Source organism: Shinella sp. WSC3-e, from assembly GCF_945994535.1.
Classification (GTDB): domain Bacteria; phylum Pseudomonadota; class Alphaproteobacteria; order Rhizobiales; family Rhizobiaceae; genus Shinella; species Shinella yambaruensis.
The window spans coordinates 2,086,481-2,104,268 of the sequence record NZ_OZ000530.1 but is presented as its reverse complement, the minus strand read 5'-3'; the positions used below and the strand labels follow the sequence as shown (position 1 = coordinate 2,104,268).

General features: G+C 65.3%; 17 protein-coding genes and 1 other RNA gene. 12 read left to right on the top strand and 6 right to left on the bottom strand.

The annotated features are described in order from the left end of the window. Window positions 1-140: 140 nt before the first annotated feature. Window positions 141-920: a glycoside hydrolase family 25 protein gene (locus AABF56_RS10465; protein WP_272805869.1), complete on the bottom strand. Its 780-nt coding sequence runs from the start codon at window positions 918-920 to the stop codon at window positions 141-143. A 192-nt stretch (window positions 921-1,112) separates the two neighbouring features. Continuing rightward, complete coding sequence (locus tag AABF56_RS10460; protein WP_272805868.1) at window positions 1,113-1,781, bottom strand: outer membrane protein; 669 nt, start codon at window positions 1,779-1,781, stop codon at window positions 1,113-1,115. A 233-nt stretch (window positions 1,782-2,014) separates the two neighbouring features. Between AABF56_RS10460 and AABF56_RS10455 the strand changes: the two genes are divergently transcribed. After that, window positions 2,015-3,577 carry a putative bifunctional diguanylate cyclase/phosphodiesterase gene (locus AABF56_RS10455; protein ID WP_272805867.1) on the top strand — a complete coding sequence of 521 codons (1,563 nt, stop codon included), beginning with the start codon at window positions 2,015-2,017 and terminating at the stop codon, window positions 3,575-3,577. A 65-nt stretch (window positions 3,578-3,642) separates the two neighbouring features. Beyond that, entirely contained in the window at window positions 3,643-5,049 is a 1,407-nt protein-coding gene (locus AABF56_RS10450) for a serine hydrolase domain-containing protein (RefSeq protein WP_272805866.1), read from the top strand. Here the strand turns inward: AABF56_RS10450 and AABF56_RS10445 are convergent. Beyond that, window positions 5,034-5,435 carry a ketosteroid isomerase-related protein gene (locus AABF56_RS10445; protein WP_272805865.1) on the bottom strand — a complete coding sequence of 134 codons (402 nt, stop codon included), beginning with the start codon at window positions 5,433-5,435 and terminating at the stop codon, window positions 5,034-5,036. The genes AABF56_RS10450 and AABF56_RS10445 overlap by 16 nt on opposite strands. Before the next feature lie 183 nt (window positions 5,436-5,618). Here AABF56_RS10445 and AABF56_RS10440 point away from each other — a divergent pair, with 183 nt between their 5' ends. After that, window positions 5,619-6,206: a GNAT family N-acetyltransferase gene (locus AABF56_RS10440; RefSeq protein ID WP_244766801.1), complete on the top strand. Its 588-nt coding sequence runs from the start codon at window positions 5,619-5,621 to the stop codon at window positions 6,204-6,206. A 190-nt stretch (window positions 6,207-6,396) separates the two neighbouring features. On the opposite strand, the gene AABF56_RS10435 is transcribed toward AABF56_RS10440, so the two are convergent. The 3 genes from AABF56_RS10435 to AABF56_RS10425 all read right to left on the bottom strand — a co-directional run bounded on the left by AABF56_RS10435 (window position 6,397) and on the right by AABF56_RS10425 (window position 9,385). After that, window positions 6,397-7,326, bottom strand: a complete 930-nt coding sequence (locus AABF56_RS10435; protein ID WP_272805864.1) for a lytic transglycosylase domain-containing protein — start codon at window positions 7,324-7,326, stop codon at window positions 6,397-6,399. Between the two features lie 132 nt (window positions 7,327-7,458). Further along, on the bottom strand, window positions 7,459-8,088 hold the full coding sequence (locus AABF56_RS10430) for a LysE family translocator (RefSeq protein ID WP_272805863.1): 630 nt from the start codon (window positions 8,086-8,088) through the stop codon (window positions 7,459-7,461). Between the two features lie 82 nt (window positions 8,089-8,170). Next, window positions 8,171-9,385 (bottom strand): pyrophosphate--fructose-6-phosphate 1-phosphotransferase, encoded by a 1,215-nt coding sequence (locus tag AABF56_RS10425; protein WP_244766798.1) that lies wholly within the window; start codon window positions 9,383-9,385, stop codon window positions 8,171-8,173. A 238-nt stretch (window positions 9,386-9,623) separates the two neighbouring features. Between AABF56_RS10425 and AABF56_RS10420 the strand changes: the two genes are divergently transcribed. The 9 genes from AABF56_RS10420 to AABF56_RS10380 all read left to right on the top strand — a co-directional run bounded on the left by AABF56_RS10420 (window position 9,624) and on the right by AABF56_RS10380 (window position 17,751). Further along, window positions 9,624-10,364, top strand: a complete 741-nt coding sequence (locus AABF56_RS10420) for a J domain-containing protein (protein ID WP_272805862.1) — start codon at window positions 9,624-9,626, stop codon at window positions 10,362-10,364. After that, window positions 10,361-11,125 (top strand): N-acetylmuramoyl-L-alanine amidase, encoded by a 765-nt coding sequence (locus AABF56_RS10415; RefSeq protein ID WP_272805861.1) that lies wholly within the window; start codon window positions 10,361-10,363, stop codon window positions 11,123-11,125. Before AABF56_RS10420 ends, AABF56_RS10415 begins: the two co-directional genes overlap by 4 nt. A gap of 225 nt (window positions 11,126-11,350) precedes the next feature. Continuing rightward, entirely contained in the window at window positions 11,351-12,013 is a 663-nt protein-coding gene (locus tag AABF56_RS10410; RefSeq protein ID WP_244766795.1) for a lytic transglycosylase domain-containing protein, read from the top strand. A 73-nt stretch (window positions 12,014-12,086) separates the two neighbouring features. Further along, window positions 12,087-13,268: an NAD(P)/FAD-dependent oxidoreductase gene (locus AABF56_RS10405; protein ID WP_272805860.1), complete on the top strand. Its 1,182-nt coding sequence runs from the start codon at window positions 12,087-12,089 to the stop codon at window positions 13,266-13,268. Window positions 13,269-13,309: 41 nt separating this feature from the next. Next, an RNA gene (gene rnpB, locus AABF56_RS10400) (RNase P RNA component class A) lies at window positions 13,310-13,705 on the top strand. A 421-nt stretch (window positions 13,706-14,126) separates the two neighbouring features. Beyond that, on the top strand, window positions 14,127-14,567 hold the full coding sequence (gene mraZ, locus AABF56_RS10395) for a division/cell wall cluster transcriptional repressor MraZ (protein ID WP_244766793.1): 441 nt from the start codon (window positions 14,127-14,129) through the stop codon (window positions 14,565-14,567). A gap of 14 nt (window positions 14,568-14,581) precedes the next feature. After that, on the top strand, window positions 14,582-15,607 hold the full coding sequence (rsmH, locus tag AABF56_RS10390; RefSeq protein WP_272805859.1) for a 16S rRNA (cytosine(1402)-N(4))-methyltransferase RsmH: 1,026 nt from the start codon (window positions 14,582-14,584) through the stop codon (window positions 15,605-15,607). Window positions 15,608-15,610: 3 nt separating this feature from the next. Next, window positions 15,611-16,003 (top strand): cell division protein FtsL, encoded by a 393-nt coding sequence (gene ftsL, locus AABF56_RS10385; protein WP_244766791.1) that lies wholly within the window; start codon window positions 15,611-15,613, stop codon window positions 16,001-16,003. Further along, entirely contained in the window at window positions 16,003-17,751 is a 1,749-nt protein-coding gene (locus tag AABF56_RS10380) for a peptidoglycan D,D-transpeptidase FtsI family protein (protein WP_272805858.1), read from the top strand. The genes ftsL and AABF56_RS10380 overlap by 1 nt, the downstream gene beginning before the upstream one ends. Window positions 17,752-17,788: the final 37 nt, after the last annotated feature.

Sequence of the window (17,788 nt, the reverse complement as noted above, 5' to 3'; positions counted from 1 at the left end):
CGGCTGTCTCAGATGAATGTGACGGAAGCAAGAAGAAAACGGCGGCCGCGGCGCGCCGTCGCCCTTTTCACGCGATTGTGCCTTCATGGCGCCGCGCGTCGGCCGCGAGGCGCCGAGGTCATCACGGAATCACGGTGCGGTCAGCGGGAAACCGTCTTCACCCAGCTGTTCCAGTTCTTCGCGGAGCCGGCGAAGACGTTGATGTCCGTATTGCCGGAAATGCCCGGCACGACGCCTGTCGAAGTATATTGCCAGAACGCCCACTTGCGCGCCGAATAGATGTTCTCCGGATGGTTCGCCACCGAGCGCAGCCAGAAGGGATAGGCCTCGAAATGGCCAACGAGGTTGTCGCGGTGGAAATCGACCGTCGTGTAGATGATCGGGCGCTTGCCGTAGTGCTTTTCGATACGGTCCATGAAGCGTTGCAGGGCGGTGCGCACCTCGTCCGGAGGCGGGCGCAGCTTGCAGGTCGGCGAGACGGGGTTCCATTCGGCGTCCAGCACCGGCGGAAGCTGAACGGCCTCCTTCGGCACGTTGGCGATGAACCAGTCGGCCTGGGCGTCCGCCGTCGAGCAGAAATAGTAGAAATGGTAGGGCGCGTGGGCGACGCCGGCCGCGCGCGCGCCGCGCCAGTATTCGGCAAAGCGGCTGTCGAGACGGTCGGTGCCCTCGGTCGCCTTCAGGAAGGCGAAGGAGACGCCGCTCTTCTTCACCGCCGGCCAGTCGATGTCTCCGTTCCATTTGGAAACGTCGATGCCGTGAACCTCGTGGCGATGCGGATTGCGCGCGCCGAAATCCTGCGGGTCCTTGTCGTCGAAGCGCGGCGGCACGGAGGCGGTCGACACGAGGTCGTAGTCGGTGGTGGAACAGGACGAAGCAAGAAGGGCGAGGGGCAGCAGAGCCAGAATGAGCCGACGCATGGGGGTCCCGTTGTTGCGCGTTTCCTAATCCTGCCTCGAACGGGGCGGGTCGTAAAGGGCGGACGCGCGAGACGGATCGAACACCACTCGCATGTTTCCGTAAAATTATGGTTAGCAGGCCGTTAAGCCGCGCGCGAAAGCCCCTCACCGTTCAGCACGGGGAGGGGTTTTGGCGGCTGGATACCGCTTGCGTCAGAACTTCATGCTCACGCCGAGCATGATCGAATGCGAATCGAGGTCGCCCCGCCGGCCGGCGGCATCGAAGATGTCGGAGTTGCCGTAGTCCGTGTAGCGGTACTCGATGCGGCCCGCCACCGTGTCGGTGAAGGCCTGCTCGACGCCCGCGCCGATCGTCCAGCCATGGACCGTGTCCTTCTCCTTCACGCCGGTGTCGCTGTTTTCAAGCTCCGCGCGGGTAAAGGCCCAGCCGCCCGTGCCGTAGATCAGGGTGCGGTCGAAGGCGTAGCCGAGGCGGGCGCGCACCGAGCCGCCCCAGTTCGTCTCCGCCTCGTAGCGCGTGCCGCCCGAGGCGAAGCGCTCGTTGTTGAAGTCGTGCTTGATGTCGGCTTCAACACCGTAGACCCAGCCGTCGTTGAAGAAGTTGTAGCCGGCATAGGCGCCGAGCGCGAAATCGTCGAGGCTTCTGTCTATGGCGGGGGCCGGGCCGCCGGAATTGAGATTCGTCCAGGCATAGCCGGCGTTCACGCCGACATAGAAGCCACCCCAATCATAGACGCCGGCCGCCGTCTCGACGATCGGCGTTTCCGCCGGCGGTTCGGCAATGGTCATGTCCGCCGCAAAGGCCGGGAGCGCACCGGCGCTGACGAGGATGCCGGCGGCACCGAAAATCATGGATTTCATCTGATGGTCCTTCCCACTCGGATACTCGCACGAAGCCCCACGCACGAATGACAACAAGGTCTCCAACGCGGAAAGGGCGCGATGGTTCCGAAGAAAAATACCCCCTTGAATCTTGGGGGGCGGATGCCAACGCTCCCTTAACACTCTGTCATTCTTTGTTCGCTAGAAACATCCGTGGGGCCGGCATTGGCCCGACGCACCCTGTTGTCATGATAACAACGGTTTAGGGTTACATGATGTTGAAAACCTTGTTGCCGAGGATCGAGCAGCGCTATGCGCTGACGGGGTCGATTTTCGGAGCCTTCCTTCCGACCCTCTGCTTTGCCGCCGACCAGCTCCTGCGGGATACCGCGCAGGAGAGCCTCTTCGGCTTTTCCGCCCCCACCGCCACGGCGCTTGCGCTCATGCCCGTCTTCTTCGGCGTCGGCTTCTACCAGATCGGCCGCTCGAAGGCGCTGCTCATCGCCGAGCTCAGCCAGCGCCGGCAGACCGAGCAGCGGCTGACGCACGATGCCCATCACGACCGGCTGACGGGGCTTGCCAACCGGTTCTGCCTCGAGCGCGACATCCAGGCTGTCGTCGAGAAGAGCGAGGAGGCGGACCGGCCGGCTCTGCTGCTGCTCGACCTCGACCGCTTCAAGTTCGTCAACGACAGCCTCGGCCACGATGCGGGCGACGCGCTGCTTGCCGCCATCGCCGGGCGGCTGCGGCGCGCGCTCTGCGCGACGACGGGCATCTACCGGCTCGGCGGCGACGAATTCGTCGTGACGATCGCGGGACGGCCCTCGGCGGGCAAGATCGAGGATGTCTGCCGCACGATCTGCGACCTCTTCGCCGAGCCGTTCGAATTGAAGCGCCACCGGGTCACGAGCGGCTGCAGCATCGGCGTGACCTTCATGGAAGCGGGCGACACGTCGATGTCCGAGCTTCTGAAACGCGCCGATCTCGCGCTCTACGAGGCGAAGGCGATGCCCGGCAGCGGCTTCCGCTTCTTCGATGCGGCGCTGGCCGCGGACGTGCAGGCCCGGTCCGCCATCGAGCACGACCTCGCCCGGGCGATCCGTGCCGACGAGTTCTTCCTGGAATACCAGCCGATCGTCGGCGTGGAGAGCCGCACGGTGCGCGCTTTCGAGGCGCTGCTGCGCTGGCGGCATCCCGAAAAGGGGCGGATCATGCCCGACATGTTCATTCCGGCGGCGGAAAAGACCGGGCTCATCCTGCCGCTCGGCAACTGGGTGGTGCGCGAGGCCTGCCGCGAGGCGGCGACCTGGCCGGCACCGGCGGGCGTCGCCATCAATGTCGTCGGCGACCAGTTCAAGGACCGTGCCTTCGTCGGCTATGTCAAGCAATGCCTCATGGAGACCGGGCTTGCCCCGGGACGCCTGACGATCGAGGTGACGGAATCCGTCTTCTCGGTCGACGAGACGGTGATCCGGGAAAGCCTTTCGGAGCTGCGCAGCCATGGCGTGCGCGTTGCGCTCGACGATTTCGGCATCGGCTTCTCCTCGATCAACAACCTGCGCGCCTTCCCGATCGACCAGCTGAAGATCGACCGCTCCTTCGCGCGGGCCATGATGGAGAGCAAGCGGGATGCAGACCTCGTCGATATCATCCTGAAACTCGGCCGCACGTTCCAGGTGACGACGACGGTGGAGGGCATCGAATCCGAGGGCCAGCTCGACTTCATCCGCCAGCGCGGCGCCTCCGAGGCGCAGGGCTATCTGATCTCGGGGCCGGTGGCCGGGCCGGACGTGATGCGCTTCCTGGCGCAAACCGACAAACGGCTTTCGGCGTGACCGCGAAAAGCCTTTTCATGACAGGCAAATCCTGATTGTCTTCGAGGCTGGAAGGAGAGGCCGGTATGAGACGATTCTACAGGCTTGCCGCCTGGACGCTTTCCCTCCTTGCCCTCTTCGTGCTGGTTGGGGCGAGCTGGCTCATCGTATCGCCGCCCGCGCTGCTCAGCGTCGGTTCGGGCTATGCCGCCAAGATCGTTTGCTCCAGCGTCTTCATTTCCGGTCGCGACCCGCAACAGGTGCTTGCCGAGGACGTTCAGGCGCCCGGCCATCCGCTCCTGAAGCTCATGCGGCAGGATGTCGATCTTGCCGGCAAGACGGTGACGACGCACCTTCTCGGCCTCTTCGCCCCGGGTTACGCCGCCTGGCACGAGGGGTTCGGCTGCTCCGGCGTGCCGGACGGCGATTTCGAGGCGGCGCGGCAGGCGGTTTCCGATGTCGCCCTGCCGAAGGTGCCGCCGGCGGACCCGGCCGCCGCCTGGCCCGATGGCGAGGCGGTGACGCAGGACGCGCGCATCGCCGCGCTTCTTGCCGATCCCGCGCTTGCCGGTCCCGGCATGCGTGCGATCGTCGTCGTGCATGGCGGGCGCATCGTCGCGGAAGCCTATTCGGACGGTTTCTCGCAGGCGGTGCCGCTGCTCGGCTGGTCGATGACGAAGTCGGTCAACGCGGCGCTGGTCGGCCGGCTGATGCAGGCCGGCGCCCTGACGCCGGCCATGGACAATCTCTTCCCGGAATGGCGCGGCGACGGCCGCTCGAAGATCACCCTCGGCCAGCTCCTGGCCATGGAAAGCGGGCTCGCCTTCAACGAGAGCTACGGCAGCGTGGCGGATGTGACGCGCATGCTGTTCCTCGAACCGGACATGTCGCGCTTCGTGCTGTCGCTGCCGCTCGACGCCAATCCGGGCGAGCGCTTCACCTATTCCAGCGGCACGGCGGTGCTGTTGTCACGCATCTGGATGGGCGCGCTCGGCGGCCGGAGCCAGGCGTTGTCCTTCCCGGCGCGGGCGCTGTTCGCGCCGCTCGGCATGGCGAGCGCGGTCATGGAAACGGACGAGACCGGCATTTTCGTCGGCTCGTCCTACATGTATGCCACCGCGCGCGACTGGGCCCGCTTCTCGCTCTTCCTGCTCAACGACGGGGTGTGGAAGGGCAACCGGCTGCTGCCGGCCGGTTTCGTCGGGGCCATGGCGATGCCGACGAGAGCCTCGGGCGGGGCCTACAGCCATATGCAGACCTGGACGAAAGGCCCGGGCGATCGGAGCGATGCGGATTACGGCCTGCCGGACGTGACCTTCTGGATGCTGGGGCACGACGGGCAATCAGCCGCCATCATCCCGTCCAAGGGGCTTGCGGTGATCCGGCTGGGGCTGACGCCGTCGAAACTCGGCTACCGGCCCCAGCCGCTGGTGAAACGCGTCCTCGACATCCTGGACGCGGCGGACCTCGAGGCCGGTCAGGCGCCGACCTGAGCGATCCAGTCGTTGAGGTTGTAGGTGTTGGAGATGCGCGCGACCTTGCCGTCGCGGATCTCGAAGAAGGCGCCGGCGGGCAGCACATAGGTCTGGCCGTTGGCCTCCGGCAGGCCCTCGTCGGTGACGAGATACTGGCCGTTGACCGTGAATTCGGCCGCCCCGCGCGTGCCGTCGTCGTTCGACATGATGACGATGTCCGTCAGCGTCTCGCGGTAGCTGCGGTTCATGTGCGCCATGAAATCGCGGAAGGCGTCCTTGCCGACCTGGCGGCCGCCCTGGTTGATGTCGTGGATGACGTCCTCGTGCAGGAGGTCGAAGAAGGCCTCCATGTCCTGCCTGTTGAAAGCATCGTAGTAGGCGCGGATCGTCTCTTTTGCCGGCATGTCATCCCTCATATCGTTGCTCCGGATCGCTTCCGCTTTTCTCCGAATCGCGAAAACGCTCCATCTCCTTGTCCTCTAGCATTTCCGGACGCAAAACCGCTCCGCAGTTTTGCCGGAAATGCTTTCGGGCGAAGCCCGACCGCCTTATAGCATTGTTCAAACCGCTGGGAATATTCACGGATCATGCAGATCAAGATTGTTCATGGCACGGCCGTGACGCCGCATATCGCCGACCTCGCGCGCCTGCGCATCGAGGTCTTCCGCGCCTTCCCCTACCTCTACGAGGGCAGCGAGGACTACGAGGCCTCCTATCTTGCGACCTATGCGCAATCGCCCGAAAGCCTCTTCGTTCTGGCGCTGGACGGAGAGCGCATCGTCGGCGCCTCGACGGGCGTGCCGATGACGGACGCTTCGCAGGTTTTCCGCGTGCCGTTCGTTGCCGCGGGCATCGATCCGGCGAAGGTCTTCTATTTCGGCGAATCCGTGCTGCTTTCCGCCTATCGGGGCAGGGGGCTCGGCGTGCGGTTCTTCGAGGAGCGCGAGGCCTATGCCCGCCGCCTCGGCCGCTTCGACTGGTGCGCCTTCTGCGCCGTCGACCGTCCGGCGGATCACCCGCTGCGGCCGGCGGACTATGTTCCGCTCGATGAATTCTGGGGAAAGCGCGGCTATGAACGGCGCGCGGATTTGCGCACCCTGCTCGCCTGGCAGGATATCGGCGAAGCGGAGGAGACGGAAAAGTCGATGACGTTCTGGCTTAAGGACGCGCGCTGAGCGGTTGCCCTTCTCCCTGCCTGCCGGCACCTTCTTCCCGCAGGCAGGGAGAAGGCCTATGCCGACCCGGCTTCCCGCAAATCGTACGGACACCGATACTCAGGCAACAATGGGGAGGAAACCCGCTCCGCGATCCCCTTCGCCCCGCTTGCGGGGAGAAGGTGGCGGCAGCCGGATGAGGGGCAAGTCCTTACCTCAGGCCGGTCTCGTCGAGGAGGCCCTTGCGCTTGGCATGGTAGTAATAGCCGGCCGCATAGAGGCGCACGGCGCCGTCATTCTTGTCGTCGGCCACCATCCAGGCGCCGCGCAGGTATTTTCCGGCATATTTGATGTTCGTCTCGGCGTCGAACAGCCCTTCGGCCGGGCCTTCGTAGCCCATGCTCTTGGCGGTGGCGTACTTGATCTGCATCAGCCCGTAGTGGCCGCGGTTGTAGGCCTTGGGATTGTAGGTGCTTTCGCGCTTGACGACGCGGTGCAGGAGCGATTCCGGTATGCCGTAGAGCGCGGCATATTTGCTGATAAGCGCGTCGATCGGCGTGCCCGACTTCTTGAACGGCTGCTCGGCCTGCGGAACGAGGAGGCGGGTCTCCGTCGTCAGCACGGCGTTGCTGACCAGCGCGGGTTTTGCCAGCGGCACGATCTTGCGGCTGGCGACGAGCTGTTCGAGGCCTTCCGGCTCGCCGCTGTCGAAGCCCGGTTCCATGACGGAAACGCCGATGACGGTGTCGAAGCCCTGCTGCGTCGCGGTCGCGACGCCTGCGGCCTCGTTGCCGGCAAGCGCGGCGGTGGCCGCGGCTGCGCCCGTCACGGGCCTGGCTTCCGCAAGGGCCGAGACCGGAACGGCGGCGTCCGCGGTGCCGGCCGCGACGGCGATCGGCGTCGGCAGGGCGTCCGGCGTGTTTTCCGTGCCCGGCTTGGCGTCGGGCAGGGCGGCATAGGAGACTTCCGTCGTCGTCCCGTCGGCGGCGGCGATATCCGTGGTCTCCGCCGATGCGGGCGTCACGGTCCGCGCCGAGGTCGCGTCGTCGGCGACGCTGGCGCAGCCGGCAAGGGTCGCAAGAAGGCCTGCGCAGGCAAGCGTGGCAATGCGTGCCGGACGGGAAACGGGGGTATCAGCCATGGTCGTCGCTCTCGGTTTGCCGGGGTGCGCGGGCGCCGGAGCGCCCCCGTCTTTGCAAATCAATCGGCCGTGGCCGTGTCCCGTCCATAGCCGATCGGGCGCGGGGCGGCAACCCGTAGGCTTGGCCATGCGTCAGGCGGTCGCCCGCTTGAGGCCGGCGGTGAGCAGTCCGGCGCCGATCAGCAGCGTGCCGCCGGTGCGGTTGACGGCCTTCTGGACCAAGGGTTTGCGGATGGTCTTGCGGGCCGCGGCGGCGAGCAGGGCGTAGGAAAAGGCGTTCAGCGTCGCGAGCACGAGGAAGGTGACCTCGAAGATCACCATCTGCGGCAGGACGGGCCGCGAGAGGTCGAGGAACTGCGGCAGGAAGGCGACGAAGAAGACGATGCTCTTGGGGTTCAGCGCGGTCACCACATAGGCATGGGCGAAGATGCGGAGGGGTTTTTCCTCCGCCGGGGCCGCGCCCTCGGCACCGGCCGCCACGGGCGCGCGCCACAGCTTGACGCCGAGCCAGACGAGATAGGCCGCGCCCACCCATTTCAGCACGGTGAAGATCGTCGCCGAGGTTGCGAGCAGCGCGCCGAGGCCGAGCATCGAGGCGGTCATGGCGGTAAAGTCGCCGAGCGCGACGCCGGCGACGGTGGCACCCGCCGTGCGGCGGCCGTGGCCGAGCGCATAGGAGATCACGAGGAGGATGGTCGGGCCGGGAATGGCCAGCATGACGGCGGAGGCGGCGGCGAAGGCAAGCCAATGTTCGAAGGACATGAAAACTCCCCGGATCGAGTGCGATCCGGGGAGCAAGCCACTACGGATTTTCGCCGTCAAGCAGCGTTTTCGCGGGAAGGCGTTATGCCGCCGGCTTCCACTTCTGGCCGATGGTGTCCATCACTTCGCCGAACCATTTTGCCGAGGTGTCGAAGTGCTTGCCGCCCTTGATGCGCGGGAACTCGATGGTGCGCAGCTTGCCGCCCTGGCCCTCGTCGTGGCCGGTGACGCCGGAGACCTTGTTGAGCGCGCTTTCGACGGCAAGGTCGGTCATGCTCTGGATGAGGCGGAGGTCGTCGCGGTTGGCGGGGGCGGAGCGGGCATAGTAGCCCGACTTCTGCACCATGGAGCGCTCGGCGCCGAGAAGGGCGGCGAACTGCTTGGAGAACCAGTTGCCGACATTGATCGTGTCGATCTTCACATGGCCGAAGGCGTCGCGCTTGACGGTTTCGCCGGCGGCTTCCCGCTCGGCGACGATGGCATCGAGGCAGGCGCCTTCCGAGACGAACAGCGTGACGAAGCCGGCGCGGTCCATGATGCCCTTGAGGCGCTCGGCTTCGGCTTCCAGGTTGAAGTCCAGCTCCGGCAGGTAGAGGCCGTCGATGTTCTTGAGCTGCTTGTTCATCATGAAGCCGTCGACATAGTCGTTGCCGCCGGTCTTCTGGATATAGGCGCGCGCCGTGGCGGCGGTGAGCCAGCCGCAATGGCGGCCCATCACCTCGTGCACGACGAGGGTCTTCGGCGCGGCGCTCTGCTCGTTGCTGACATGGTCGAAGAAGCCGGCGCCGACTTCGGCGGCCGTCCAGGCGCCCAGCGACTGGCGGATCGGCACGACGTCGTTGTCGACCGTCTTCGGCAGGCCGACGACGGTGAGGTTGTAGCCGTTGGCGCCGAGATAGGCGGCAAGGTCGGCCGCCGTCGTGTTGGTGTCGTCGCCGCCGATCGTGTGCAGGATGGTGATGCCGTCCTTGGCGAGCCGTTCGGCCGCCACGCGCAGCGGGTTCTCGCCTTCCTTGACGAGGCCGCGCTTCACGCAGTCGGCAGCGTTCGTCAGCTTGACGCGGCTGTTGCCGATCGGCGAGCCGCCATAGCGGTGGAGGAGGGGCGCCTTCTCGCGCATCTCCCGGGTGATCTCGATGCGGTCGGCAAGCAGGAGGCCCTGGTAGCCCGAGCGATAGGCGACGAGCTCGATGTCGGGTGCGATGTCGCTGTAGCGTTCGATGAGGCCTCCGACGGCGGATGACAGACAGGGGGCGAGCCCGCCCGCGGTCAGCATTGCGACTTTCTGCTTGGCCATAATTCCTCCTCGGCGTCAGCCCGTCTCGATGGTGCAGTTGCTCTAGCGCAGAATCCCCGGCAGGGGAACGGCGCGGCAAACTTATCCGCACTCCATGACGGATATCTCTCATGCTCCACAGGCGAAAACCGGACGCCCGGAAAATTTGATGCCTCCACTTATTGAGGGGCATCAAAATTTTGTCATCCAGCCATTTCCTGCCTTGCTTTCCCTGCAATTGTCTGATCAAGATCACCTTATGTTCCAGAATTCGCCCAGTTGCTTCATCAGTGCCGTATGGGATCGCCTCGTCGGCATGGTCTCGGACGCCGCCAGCAATGTGCTGTCGGGCGTGGTCGAGGCCGTGCGCACGCTGTTCGAGGGCGACCCGGAAACCCGCAAGCAGGTCGCCTTCTCGGTGGCGATGATCGCGCTTTCCGCCAAGATGGCGAAGGCGGACGGCATCGTGACGACCGCCGAGGTCGATGCCTTCAAGGATATCTTCAAGTATCCCGACAACCAGGCGGCCAATGTCGCCCGGCTCTACAACCTCGCGCGCCAGGATGTTGCTGGCTACGAGGCCTATGCGGAGAAGATGAAGGCGCTCTGCGTCTCCTGCGAGAAGAATTGCCCGATCCTCGAGGACATCGTCGACGGCCTGTTCCATATCGCGAAGGCCGACGGCCTGATCCACGAGAAGGAAATGGCCTTCCTCGGCCGCGTCGCCGAGATCTTCGGCATGGCGGACGAGCGCTTCGAGCAGATCACGGCGCGGCACGTCCATGCCAGCGGCCGCGACCCCTACAAGGTGCTGGGTGTCAAGCCGAGCGACGACTTTGCGGAAATCCGCAAGCGTTACCGGGTACTTGCCTCGGAGCACCATCCTGATAGGCTGGTGGCGCGTGGCGTGCCGGCCGAGTTCCGTCAGATTGCGAACGACCGCATGGCCGCGCTCAACGCTGCCTATGAGGCGATCGAGAAGGAACGCTGCGCTGCATGAGCGCATTCACATGTGACTACCCTGGTGCGACCGCCGCGCCGTCGCCGAACTTTGGCGCGCGGGCGGGCGGGCGCACGCCGGATATCATCCTCCTGCATTATACCGGCATGGACACCGCGGACGGCGCGCTGAAATGGCTCTGCGCGCCGGAAAGCCAGGTCTCCTGTCACTACTTCGTGCACGAGGACGGGCGCGTCGAGCAGCTCGTGCGCGAGGCGGACCGCGCCTGGCATGCGGGGAAAAGCTTCTGGAAGGGGGAGACCGATATCAATTCGGCTTCCATCGGCATCGAGATCGCCAATGCCGGGCATCCCGGCGGGCTGCCGGAGTTTCCCGACGCGCAGGTCGATGCGGTCGTCGAACTGTGTCTCGATTGTGGCAGGAGATGGGGGGTCGCTCCCGAACGGGTGCTCGCGCACTCCGACGTTGCCCCCGTCCGCAAGGTCGATCCGGGTGAAAAATTCCCCTGGGGCCGCCTCCATGCCGGAGGGGTCGGGCACTGGGTGGCGCCGTCGCCGATCGCCGGCGGGCGGTTCTTCCAGAAGGGGGATGCCGGCCAGCCGGTCGAAGCCCTTCAGACCATGCTGTCGCTCTACGGCTATGGCACTGAAATCGATGGGGTTTACTCGGAAAAAACAGAAGGCGCCGTCGCCGCTTTCCAGCGCCATTTCCGGCCGGAACGCGTCGATGGCATTGCCGATTTTTCGACCATCGACACGCTGCACCGGCTGCTTTCCGCGCTGCCGCGGCTGGCCGCCTGACAGCCTATCCGAATATTCGAATATTACGGTCTGTAACAGAAGTTTACCGTTTCGCCACATCCTGACCCGATTGGGCATGTTCTTTCCGCCTGCGTTCATTGCAGCGCAGCATGCGGTCAGGGCCTGATCGCAATCAATGAGGATCGAGACGTTTGCGCGGGCTGCGCGGCTTGAGATGCCGCGGGCCGGGGCTCTGCCTTTGCGCCTTTTGGAGACGATGACTAGATGAGAAGACTTCTTGCCGCCTTCGGTGCGGCCTGCTTTTGTGTGTCCGTTCTTTCCGCCGCCACGGCGCATGCCGAACCTTCTCGGGGCCCGGCCAAGAAACAGTATCTGTTCCAGACCTCCGAAAAACAGGAGGCCGCCGGCAAGGAAAAGCCGCGCAAGGTTTCCAGCAAGCGCAGCACCAAGCGCAAGACCGTCATCGACAAGGACGGCGTGGTCGTCGGCAGGCTGAAGACCTACAAGAGCACGACCGGCTATCCCAAGGCGGAGAACCCGCTGTCGGCGGAGCGCAAGACGGCCGGCTATTCCGGCCTGATCCAGACCTATGCCAAGGCCTATGGCGTGCCCGTCGACCTCGCCCATGCGGTGGTGCGCGTCGAGAGCAACTTCAACCCGCGGGCCCGCGGCAGCGCCGGCGAGATCGGCCTCATGCAGATCAAGCCGGCGACGGCGCGCATGATGGGCTATCGTGGCGGTGCCAAGGGCCTCTACGATCCCGAGACCAACATCAAGTTCGGCATGAAGTACCTCGCCATGGCGCACGACCTTTCCGGCGGCACGACCTGCGGCACGATCCTGCGCTACAATGCCGGCCATGGCGCCAAGCGCATGAACCCGGTCTCCAAGCGCTATTGCGGCAAGGTGCAGAGCATCATCGACTGACCGGCGCGACGTTTCGCGGGCTGGAATCGGCCCGCGGCCATGCTATGCCACCGGTGAAAAGCGAGGGTAGGGCATGGATCGGCATTTCGATTTCGTCGTCGTGGGCAGAGGCATGATGGGGGCGGCGGCGGCGCGCCACCTCACGGCAAAGGGCGCTTCCGTCGCGCTCGTCGGGCGGGGAGAGCCGGCCGACTGGCAGAAACACGACGGCGTCTTCGCCAGCCACTATGACAGCGGCCGCATCACCCGCACGATCGACCAGGACCCGGACTGGGCGCTGCTCGCCAAGCGGTCGATCGCCCGCTACCGCGCCATCGAGGCGGAGAGCGGCATAGGCTTCTACGGCGAGACGGGCTGCCTGATCAGCGGCCCCGCCGGCGGGGACTTCATCAATGCCGTCAAGGCCGTCGCGGAGCGCTATGCGCTGGAGGCGCCGCTCCTGGACCGGGCGACGTTGCGGGCGCGGTTCCCCTGGTTCGACCTGCCGGAAAGTTCCGCCGGCGTCTTCGAGGTGGAGGGCGCCGGCTATATCGACCCGCGCAAGCTCGTCGCGGCGCAGGTCGCCTGCATGGAAAAGGCCGGCGGCGTTTCCATTCCCGACGATGCCCTGTCGGTGACGGATGCCGGCGACCGCGCCTCGGTGGCGTTGAAGGCGGGCGGCACGGTCACCGGCGGGCGCGTGCTGGTGGCGACCGGCGGTTTCTCTCGCGCACCGGGGCTCCTGCCGAAGGTACCGGCGCTTGCCATCAAGGCGCGCACCGTCGTGCTGGCGCAGCTGTCGCCCGAGCAGGCGGAGGCCTATCGCACCATGCCGTCCTGGATCGACGAGAGCGCCGGCCCGGCCGATCATTTCTACTTCCTGCCGCCGATCGTCTATCCGGACGGCCATTCCTACCTGAAGATCGGCGGCGACCCGACCGAGGTGGAGATCGAGGAGGAAGAGGCGATTCGCGATTGGTTCCGCGGCGAGGGGCGCCCGGAGGCGATCGTGCATCTGAAGCGCCTGCTTGCACGCTCCATTCCCGACCTCGATCCGGTCCGCCTCGTCTCCGCGCCCTGCGTCACGACCTATACGGTGCATGGCTATCCCTATGCCGGCTTCGTGGGGAGCGACCGCATCGCGCTCCTGACCGGCGGCAACGGGGCGGCGGCGAAGAGTTCCGACGAGATCGGCCGCATCGGCGCGGACCTGGTGATTCGCGGGAAGATGGACGAACCGGACTACATGACGGATTTCGCGGTTCATTTCCGCTAAGACACTGGTCTTTCCCTTCCGTATCGGTTAGTCAGCGCCTGCCAGTTGGCCGGGCAGCCGCGCCTTGCAAGGGCCGAAAGGCCGCAGGGTGAGGAAAGTCCGGGCTCCACGGAAACACGGTGCCGGATAACGTCCGGCGGGGGCGACCCCAGGGAAAGTGCCACAGAAAGCAAACCGCCTTCCCCGGAAGGTAAGGGTGAAAGGGTGGGGTAAGAGCCCACCGCGGCCATGGCGACATGGTCGGCACGGTAAACCCCACCGGGAGCAAAACCGAATAGGGATGACGCGAAGCGCGCAAGCGCTTCAGCCCGTTTCCGGGCCGGTCATCCGGGTGGGTTGCAAGAGGCCGGGCGCAAGTCCGGTCCCAGATGAATGGCTGCCACGTTCCGGCGCAAGCCGGAGCCATACAGAACCCGGCTTACAGGCCAACTGGCAAAAATCTCTCCCCTGAAGAACGATTTTTCATGACGCGTTAATGCGCTGAATTCCTTGGGGTTCGCGCATGGCTTGCCGCGTGCCGAAACGCACGCCCGCGGTGTTCCGACCCACGCAAATACAAGGCGTTGGCAGGGGTTTCCTAACCATTTGTTAAACTTAACGCCTTATAAACATTTGACGGTCTCATCACGGGGAACGAGGTCACTTCCCATTGACGCCCATATGGTCCCATGGTATCCCAAACTCACACTGCACGAGGACGCATGAGCGTCCGATCATCGCAAAGCTTTGAGGCTAACCGGCTGGGGACGGTGCGTCGCGTAGGCGACGCATCAGGGCTGGCTTGCGTGCGCGGTGTTGTGTTGGGTCGGCCGGGGCGGATGCACAGCGCCTGGGCTCTGGAAGCGGCTGTATCGCGTCATGAACCGGTTCCTGTCGAATGCGACAAACAGGATCGATGCCAAGGGGCGGGTCTCCGTTCCGTCGGCCTTTCGCTCCGTCCTGTCGCAGCGCGACATCCGGGAGCTGTACTGCTTCCAGGATTTCTTGTTTCCGGCGATCAGCGTCGGCGGGCTGGATCTGCTCGATCGTTTCGAGCGCCAGATCGCCAGCGAGGACGTTCTTTCGCCGCAAGCCAACCGGATGTCGCTCCTGGTTCACGGGGGCGGGGTCTTCATGAAGCTCGATTCGGAAGGGCGCCTGCCGGTCACGGATTTTATCCGCGACTATACGGGCATCACCGCGGAGGTGACCTTTGTCGGTCGGGCGGATCATTTTCAGCTCTGGGCACCGCAGACATTCCTAGCCACGCAGGCGGCTGCCCGGGAAGAGTTCAGGACGCGAGGTCTGGGCTTGGGGTAAGACGGAGAATCGGAATGGCGGCGGATCTTGGCGGAGGTTTTTCTGATGCCGATGGCGGACCGGTCCGTCACATTCCGGTTCTTCTCTCCGAGGTCCTCGCGGCGCTTTCGCCCAAACCCGGCCAGGTCATCCTCGACGGCACGTTCGGCGCGGGCGGCTATACGTCCGCCATCCTTGCCGAGGGGGCGGACGTCATCGCGCTCGACCGCGATCCCAACGCCATTGCCGGCGGCAAGGCGCTGGTCGAAGCATCCGGCGGCCGGCTGACCCTCATCCATTCGCGCTTTTCCGAGCTTGCCGAGCACGCGCCCGCGGGCGGGCTCGACGGCGTCGTGCTCGATATCGGCGTCTCCTCCATGCAGATCGACGAGGCGGAGCGCGGCTTCTCGTTCCAGAAGAACGGGCCGCTCGACATGCGCATGTCGGCCACCGGCGTCTCGGCCGCCGATGTGGTGAACCGTGCAAAGGTCTCCGATCTCATCCGCATCTTCGGCTTCCTCGGCGAGGAGAAGCAGGCCGGGCGCATCGCCCGCGCCATCGAGAAGGCGCGCGAGAAGGAACCCTTCACCACGACGCGCCAGCTCGCCAACCTCATCGAGCTGACGACGCCGCGCAAGGCCAAGGACAAGATCCACCCGGCGACGCGCGTCTTCCAGGCGCTGCGCGTCTTCGTCAACGACGAGCTCGGCGAACTTGCCGAAGCCCTCTTCGCCGCCGAGCGTGTGTTGAAGCCGGGCGGGCGGCTGGTCGTCGTCTCCTTCCATTCGCTGGAGGACCGGATCGTCAAGAAATTCTTCCAGGATCGCGCCGGCAAGGCGGCGGGCTCCAGGCATCTGCCGCAAGTCCACGACAAGGCCGCAACCTTCGCACCAGTCGGGCGCCCTATGGTGGCGGCTGGCGACGAGGAGAGTGCGGTCAATCCGCGCGCCCGATCCGCGAAGCTGCGGGCAGGCGAGCGCACGAGCGCCCCCGCCGGGACGGATGATCTGTCCATTTTCAACCTGCCGAACCTTGCCGACCTTGCGAAGATGGGAAGCTGAGTGATGTTCCGTACCCTTGATGTCGTGATGATCGCCGTCATGACGGCAGCCGCCACCGTCACCTATTCGATCAAGCACCAGGCCGAGAACAAGCTGGAAGAGGTGCGCAAGCTCGACGCCGAGATCAAGCTGGAGGAGGACACGATCGACCTCCTCAAGGCCGACTGGGCTCTCCTGACCCAGCCGAACCGCCTGAACCGCCTGGTGAAGACCTTCGAGGCCGACCTGAAGCTCGTGCCGACCGAATCGACCCAGCTCGCCCAGCCGAACGAATTGCCCATGCCGACGGCCGAACTGCCGGCGCTGGCGCCGGAGAAGGACGAGAAGGTCGCCCAGAAGAACAAGAAGAAAGCCAAAGGCACGGACGCAATCCAAACCGGATCGGTGGCAAACTGATGTCGTTTCTCTCCCGCATCATGGACCTCAAGAGCAAGGCGCATTTCAGCGCCGGCGGCAACAACAACCGCGCGGCCGGCAATGGCGGCCATGCCTTCGAGGGAACGCGCAAGCGCTCCGGCTCGCAGGCCCGCAGCCGCGTCGCCGTCATCATCTGCTGCTTCGGCATGGTCTATGCGGTCATCGGCGGCCGCCTCGTGCAATATGGCATGGCCTCGCCCGAAACCGTGTCCTCGATCGGCCCCGCCGACCACCTGATGGCCTCGCGCCCCGACATCGTCGACCGCAATGGCGAGATCCTCGCCACCGACATCCGCACCGTCTCGCTCTATGCCGAGCCGCACAAGATCGTCGATGCGGACGAGGCGGTGGAAATGCTCGCCACCGTCATGCCCGACCTCGACCGGCGCGGCATCTACCGCAAGCTCACCTCGAAATCCCGCTTCCAGTGGCTGAAGCGCCAGCTGACGCCCAAGCAGCAGAGCCGCATCCTGGCGCTCGGCATTCCCGGTGTCGGCTTCCGGCCGGAAAAGCGCCGCTTCTATCCGGGTGGCGTCACCGCCTCGCACATCGTCGGCCATGTCAACATCGACAACCGCGGCATTGCCGGCATGGAACGCTATATCGACAACCAGGGGCTCGCCGACCTCGCCGCGATCGGCATGACGAGCGATGCCAAGCTGGAGCCGGTGCGCCTGTCCATCGACCTGCGCGTCCAGGCCATCGTGCGCGACGTCGTGGCGACGGGCATGGAGAAATACAAGGCGATCGCCGCCGGCGCCGTCGTGATGGATGTGCATACGGGCGAGATCCTCGCCATGGCCTCGGTGCCGGACTACGATCCCAACAACCCGGCCGAAGGCGCCAAGGAAGGCTGGATGAACCGCATGTCGAACGGCACGTTCGAGATGGGCTCCACCTTCAAGAGCTTCACGACGGCGATGGCGCTCGATTCGGGCAAGGTGAAGATCACCGACAGCTTCGACGCCCGCGCGCCGATCCGCATCGGCGGCTTCACCATCAAGGACTTCCACGGCAAGCACCGCGTGCTGACCGTGCCGGAGATCTTCCAGTACTCCTCCAACATCGGCACGGCCAAGATGGCCGACGTCGTCGGCATTGCCGGCCACAAGGAGTTCCTGACGCGGCTCGGCCTTCTGACCCGGCTCGAAACCGAGCTGCCGGAGGTGAAGACCCCGACGCAGCCGCGCGAATGGAAGAAGATCAACTCGATCACCATCTCCTTCGGCCACGGCGTCTCGACGACGCCGCTGCAGACGGCGGTGGCCGCGGCGGCGCTGATGAACGGCGGCCTCCTGATCAACCCGACCTTCCTGCCGCGCACGGTGGAGGAGGCGAACGAGGTGGCCAAGGTCGTCGTCAAGCCGGAGACCGGCGACAAGATGCGCTACCTCTTCAAGCTCAACGCGAACGACGGTTCCGGCCGCCGCGCGCTCGTTCCGGGCTTCAATGTCGGCGGCAAGACGGGCACGGCCAACAAGGTCGTCGGCGGCCGTTATTCCAACACCCAGAACTTCAACGCCTTCCTCTCCGCCTTCCCGATCGACGACCCGAAATATGTGGTCCTCACCTTCATCGACGCGCCGCAGACGGGCGAGGGCGGGGGGCGCACCGCCGGCCTCAACGCCGCGCCGATGGTCGGCGAGATCATCCGCCGCTCGGCCGCCCTTCTCGGTGTAAAGCCGAAATTTGGTGAGGACGGGTCTGCCTTGCTTGTGTCTTATTGAATGGAGAAGACGGGAGGCCGATTCGAATGGAAACGGC

What these genes read in the sequence shown, in the direction of transcription:
- AABF56_RS10465 (WP_272805869.1), bottom strand. Translation starts at nt 920, where the DNA reads ATGCGTCGGCTCATTCTGGCTCTGCTGCCCCTCGCCCTTCTTGCTTCG.
- AABF56_RS10460 (WP_272805868.1), bottom strand. Translation starts at nt 1,781, where the DNA reads ATGAAATCCATGATTTTCGGTGCCGCCGGCATCCTCGTCAGCGCCGGT.
- AABF56_RS10455 (WP_272805867.1), top strand. Translation starts at nt 2,015, where the DNA reads ATGATGTTGAAAACCTTGTTGCCGAGGATCGAGCAGCGCTATGCGCTG.
- AABF56_RS10450 (WP_272805866.1), top strand. Translation starts at nt 3,643, where the DNA reads ATGAGACGATTCTACAGGCTTGCCGCCTGGACGCTTTCCCTCCTTGCC.
- AABF56_RS10445 (WP_272805865.1), bottom strand. Translation starts at nt 5,435, where the DNA reads ATGCCGGCAAAAGAGACGATCCGCGCCTACTACGATGCTTTCAACAGG.
- AABF56_RS10440 (WP_244766801.1), top strand. Translation starts at nt 5,619, where the DNA reads ATGCAGATCAAGATTGTTCATGGCACGGCCGTGACGCCGCATATCGCC.
- AABF56_RS10435 (WP_272805864.1), bottom strand. Translation starts at nt 7,326, where the DNA reads ATGGCTGATACCCCCGTTTCCCGTCCGGCACGCATTGCCACGCTTGCC.
- AABF56_RS10430 (WP_272805863.1), bottom strand. Translation starts at nt 8,088, where the DNA reads ATGTCCTTCGAACATTGGCTTGCCTTCGCCGCCGCCTCCGCCGTCATG.
- AABF56_RS10425 (WP_244766798.1), bottom strand. Translation starts at nt 9,385, where the DNA reads ATGGCCAAGCAGAAAGTCGCAATGCTGACCGCGGGCGGGCTCGCCCCC.
- AABF56_RS10420 (WP_272805862.1), top strand. Translation starts at nt 9,624, where the DNA reads ATGTTCCAGAATTCGCCCAGTTGCTTCATCAGTGCCGTATGGGATCGC.
- AABF56_RS10415 (WP_272805861.1), top strand. Translation starts at nt 10,361, where the DNA reads ATGAGCGCATTCACATGTGACTACCCTGGTGCGACCGCCGCGCCGTCG.
- AABF56_RS10410 (WP_244766795.1), top strand. Translation starts at nt 11,351, where the DNA reads ATGAGAAGACTTCTTGCCGCCTTCGGTGCGGCCTGCTTTTGTGTGTCC.
- AABF56_RS10405 (WP_272805860.1), top strand. Translation starts at nt 12,087, where the DNA reads ATGGATCGGCATTTCGATTTCGTCGTCGTGGGCAGAGGCATGATGGGG.
- mraZ (WP_244766793.1), top strand. Translation starts at nt 14,127, where the DNA reads ATGAACCGGTTCCTGTCGAATGCGACAAACAGGATCGATGCCAAGGGG.
- rsmH (WP_272805859.1), top strand. Translation starts at nt 14,582, where the DNA reads ATGGCGGCGGATCTTGGCGGAGGTTTTTCTGATGCCGATGGCGGACCG.
- ftsL (WP_244766791.1), top strand. Translation starts at nt 15,611, where the DNA reads ATGTTCCGTACCCTTGATGTCGTGATGATCGCCGTCATGACGGCAGCC.
- AABF56_RS10380 (WP_272805858.1), top strand. Translation starts at nt 16,003, where the DNA reads ATGTCGTTTCTCTCCCGCATCATGGACCTCAAGAGCAAGGCGCATTTC.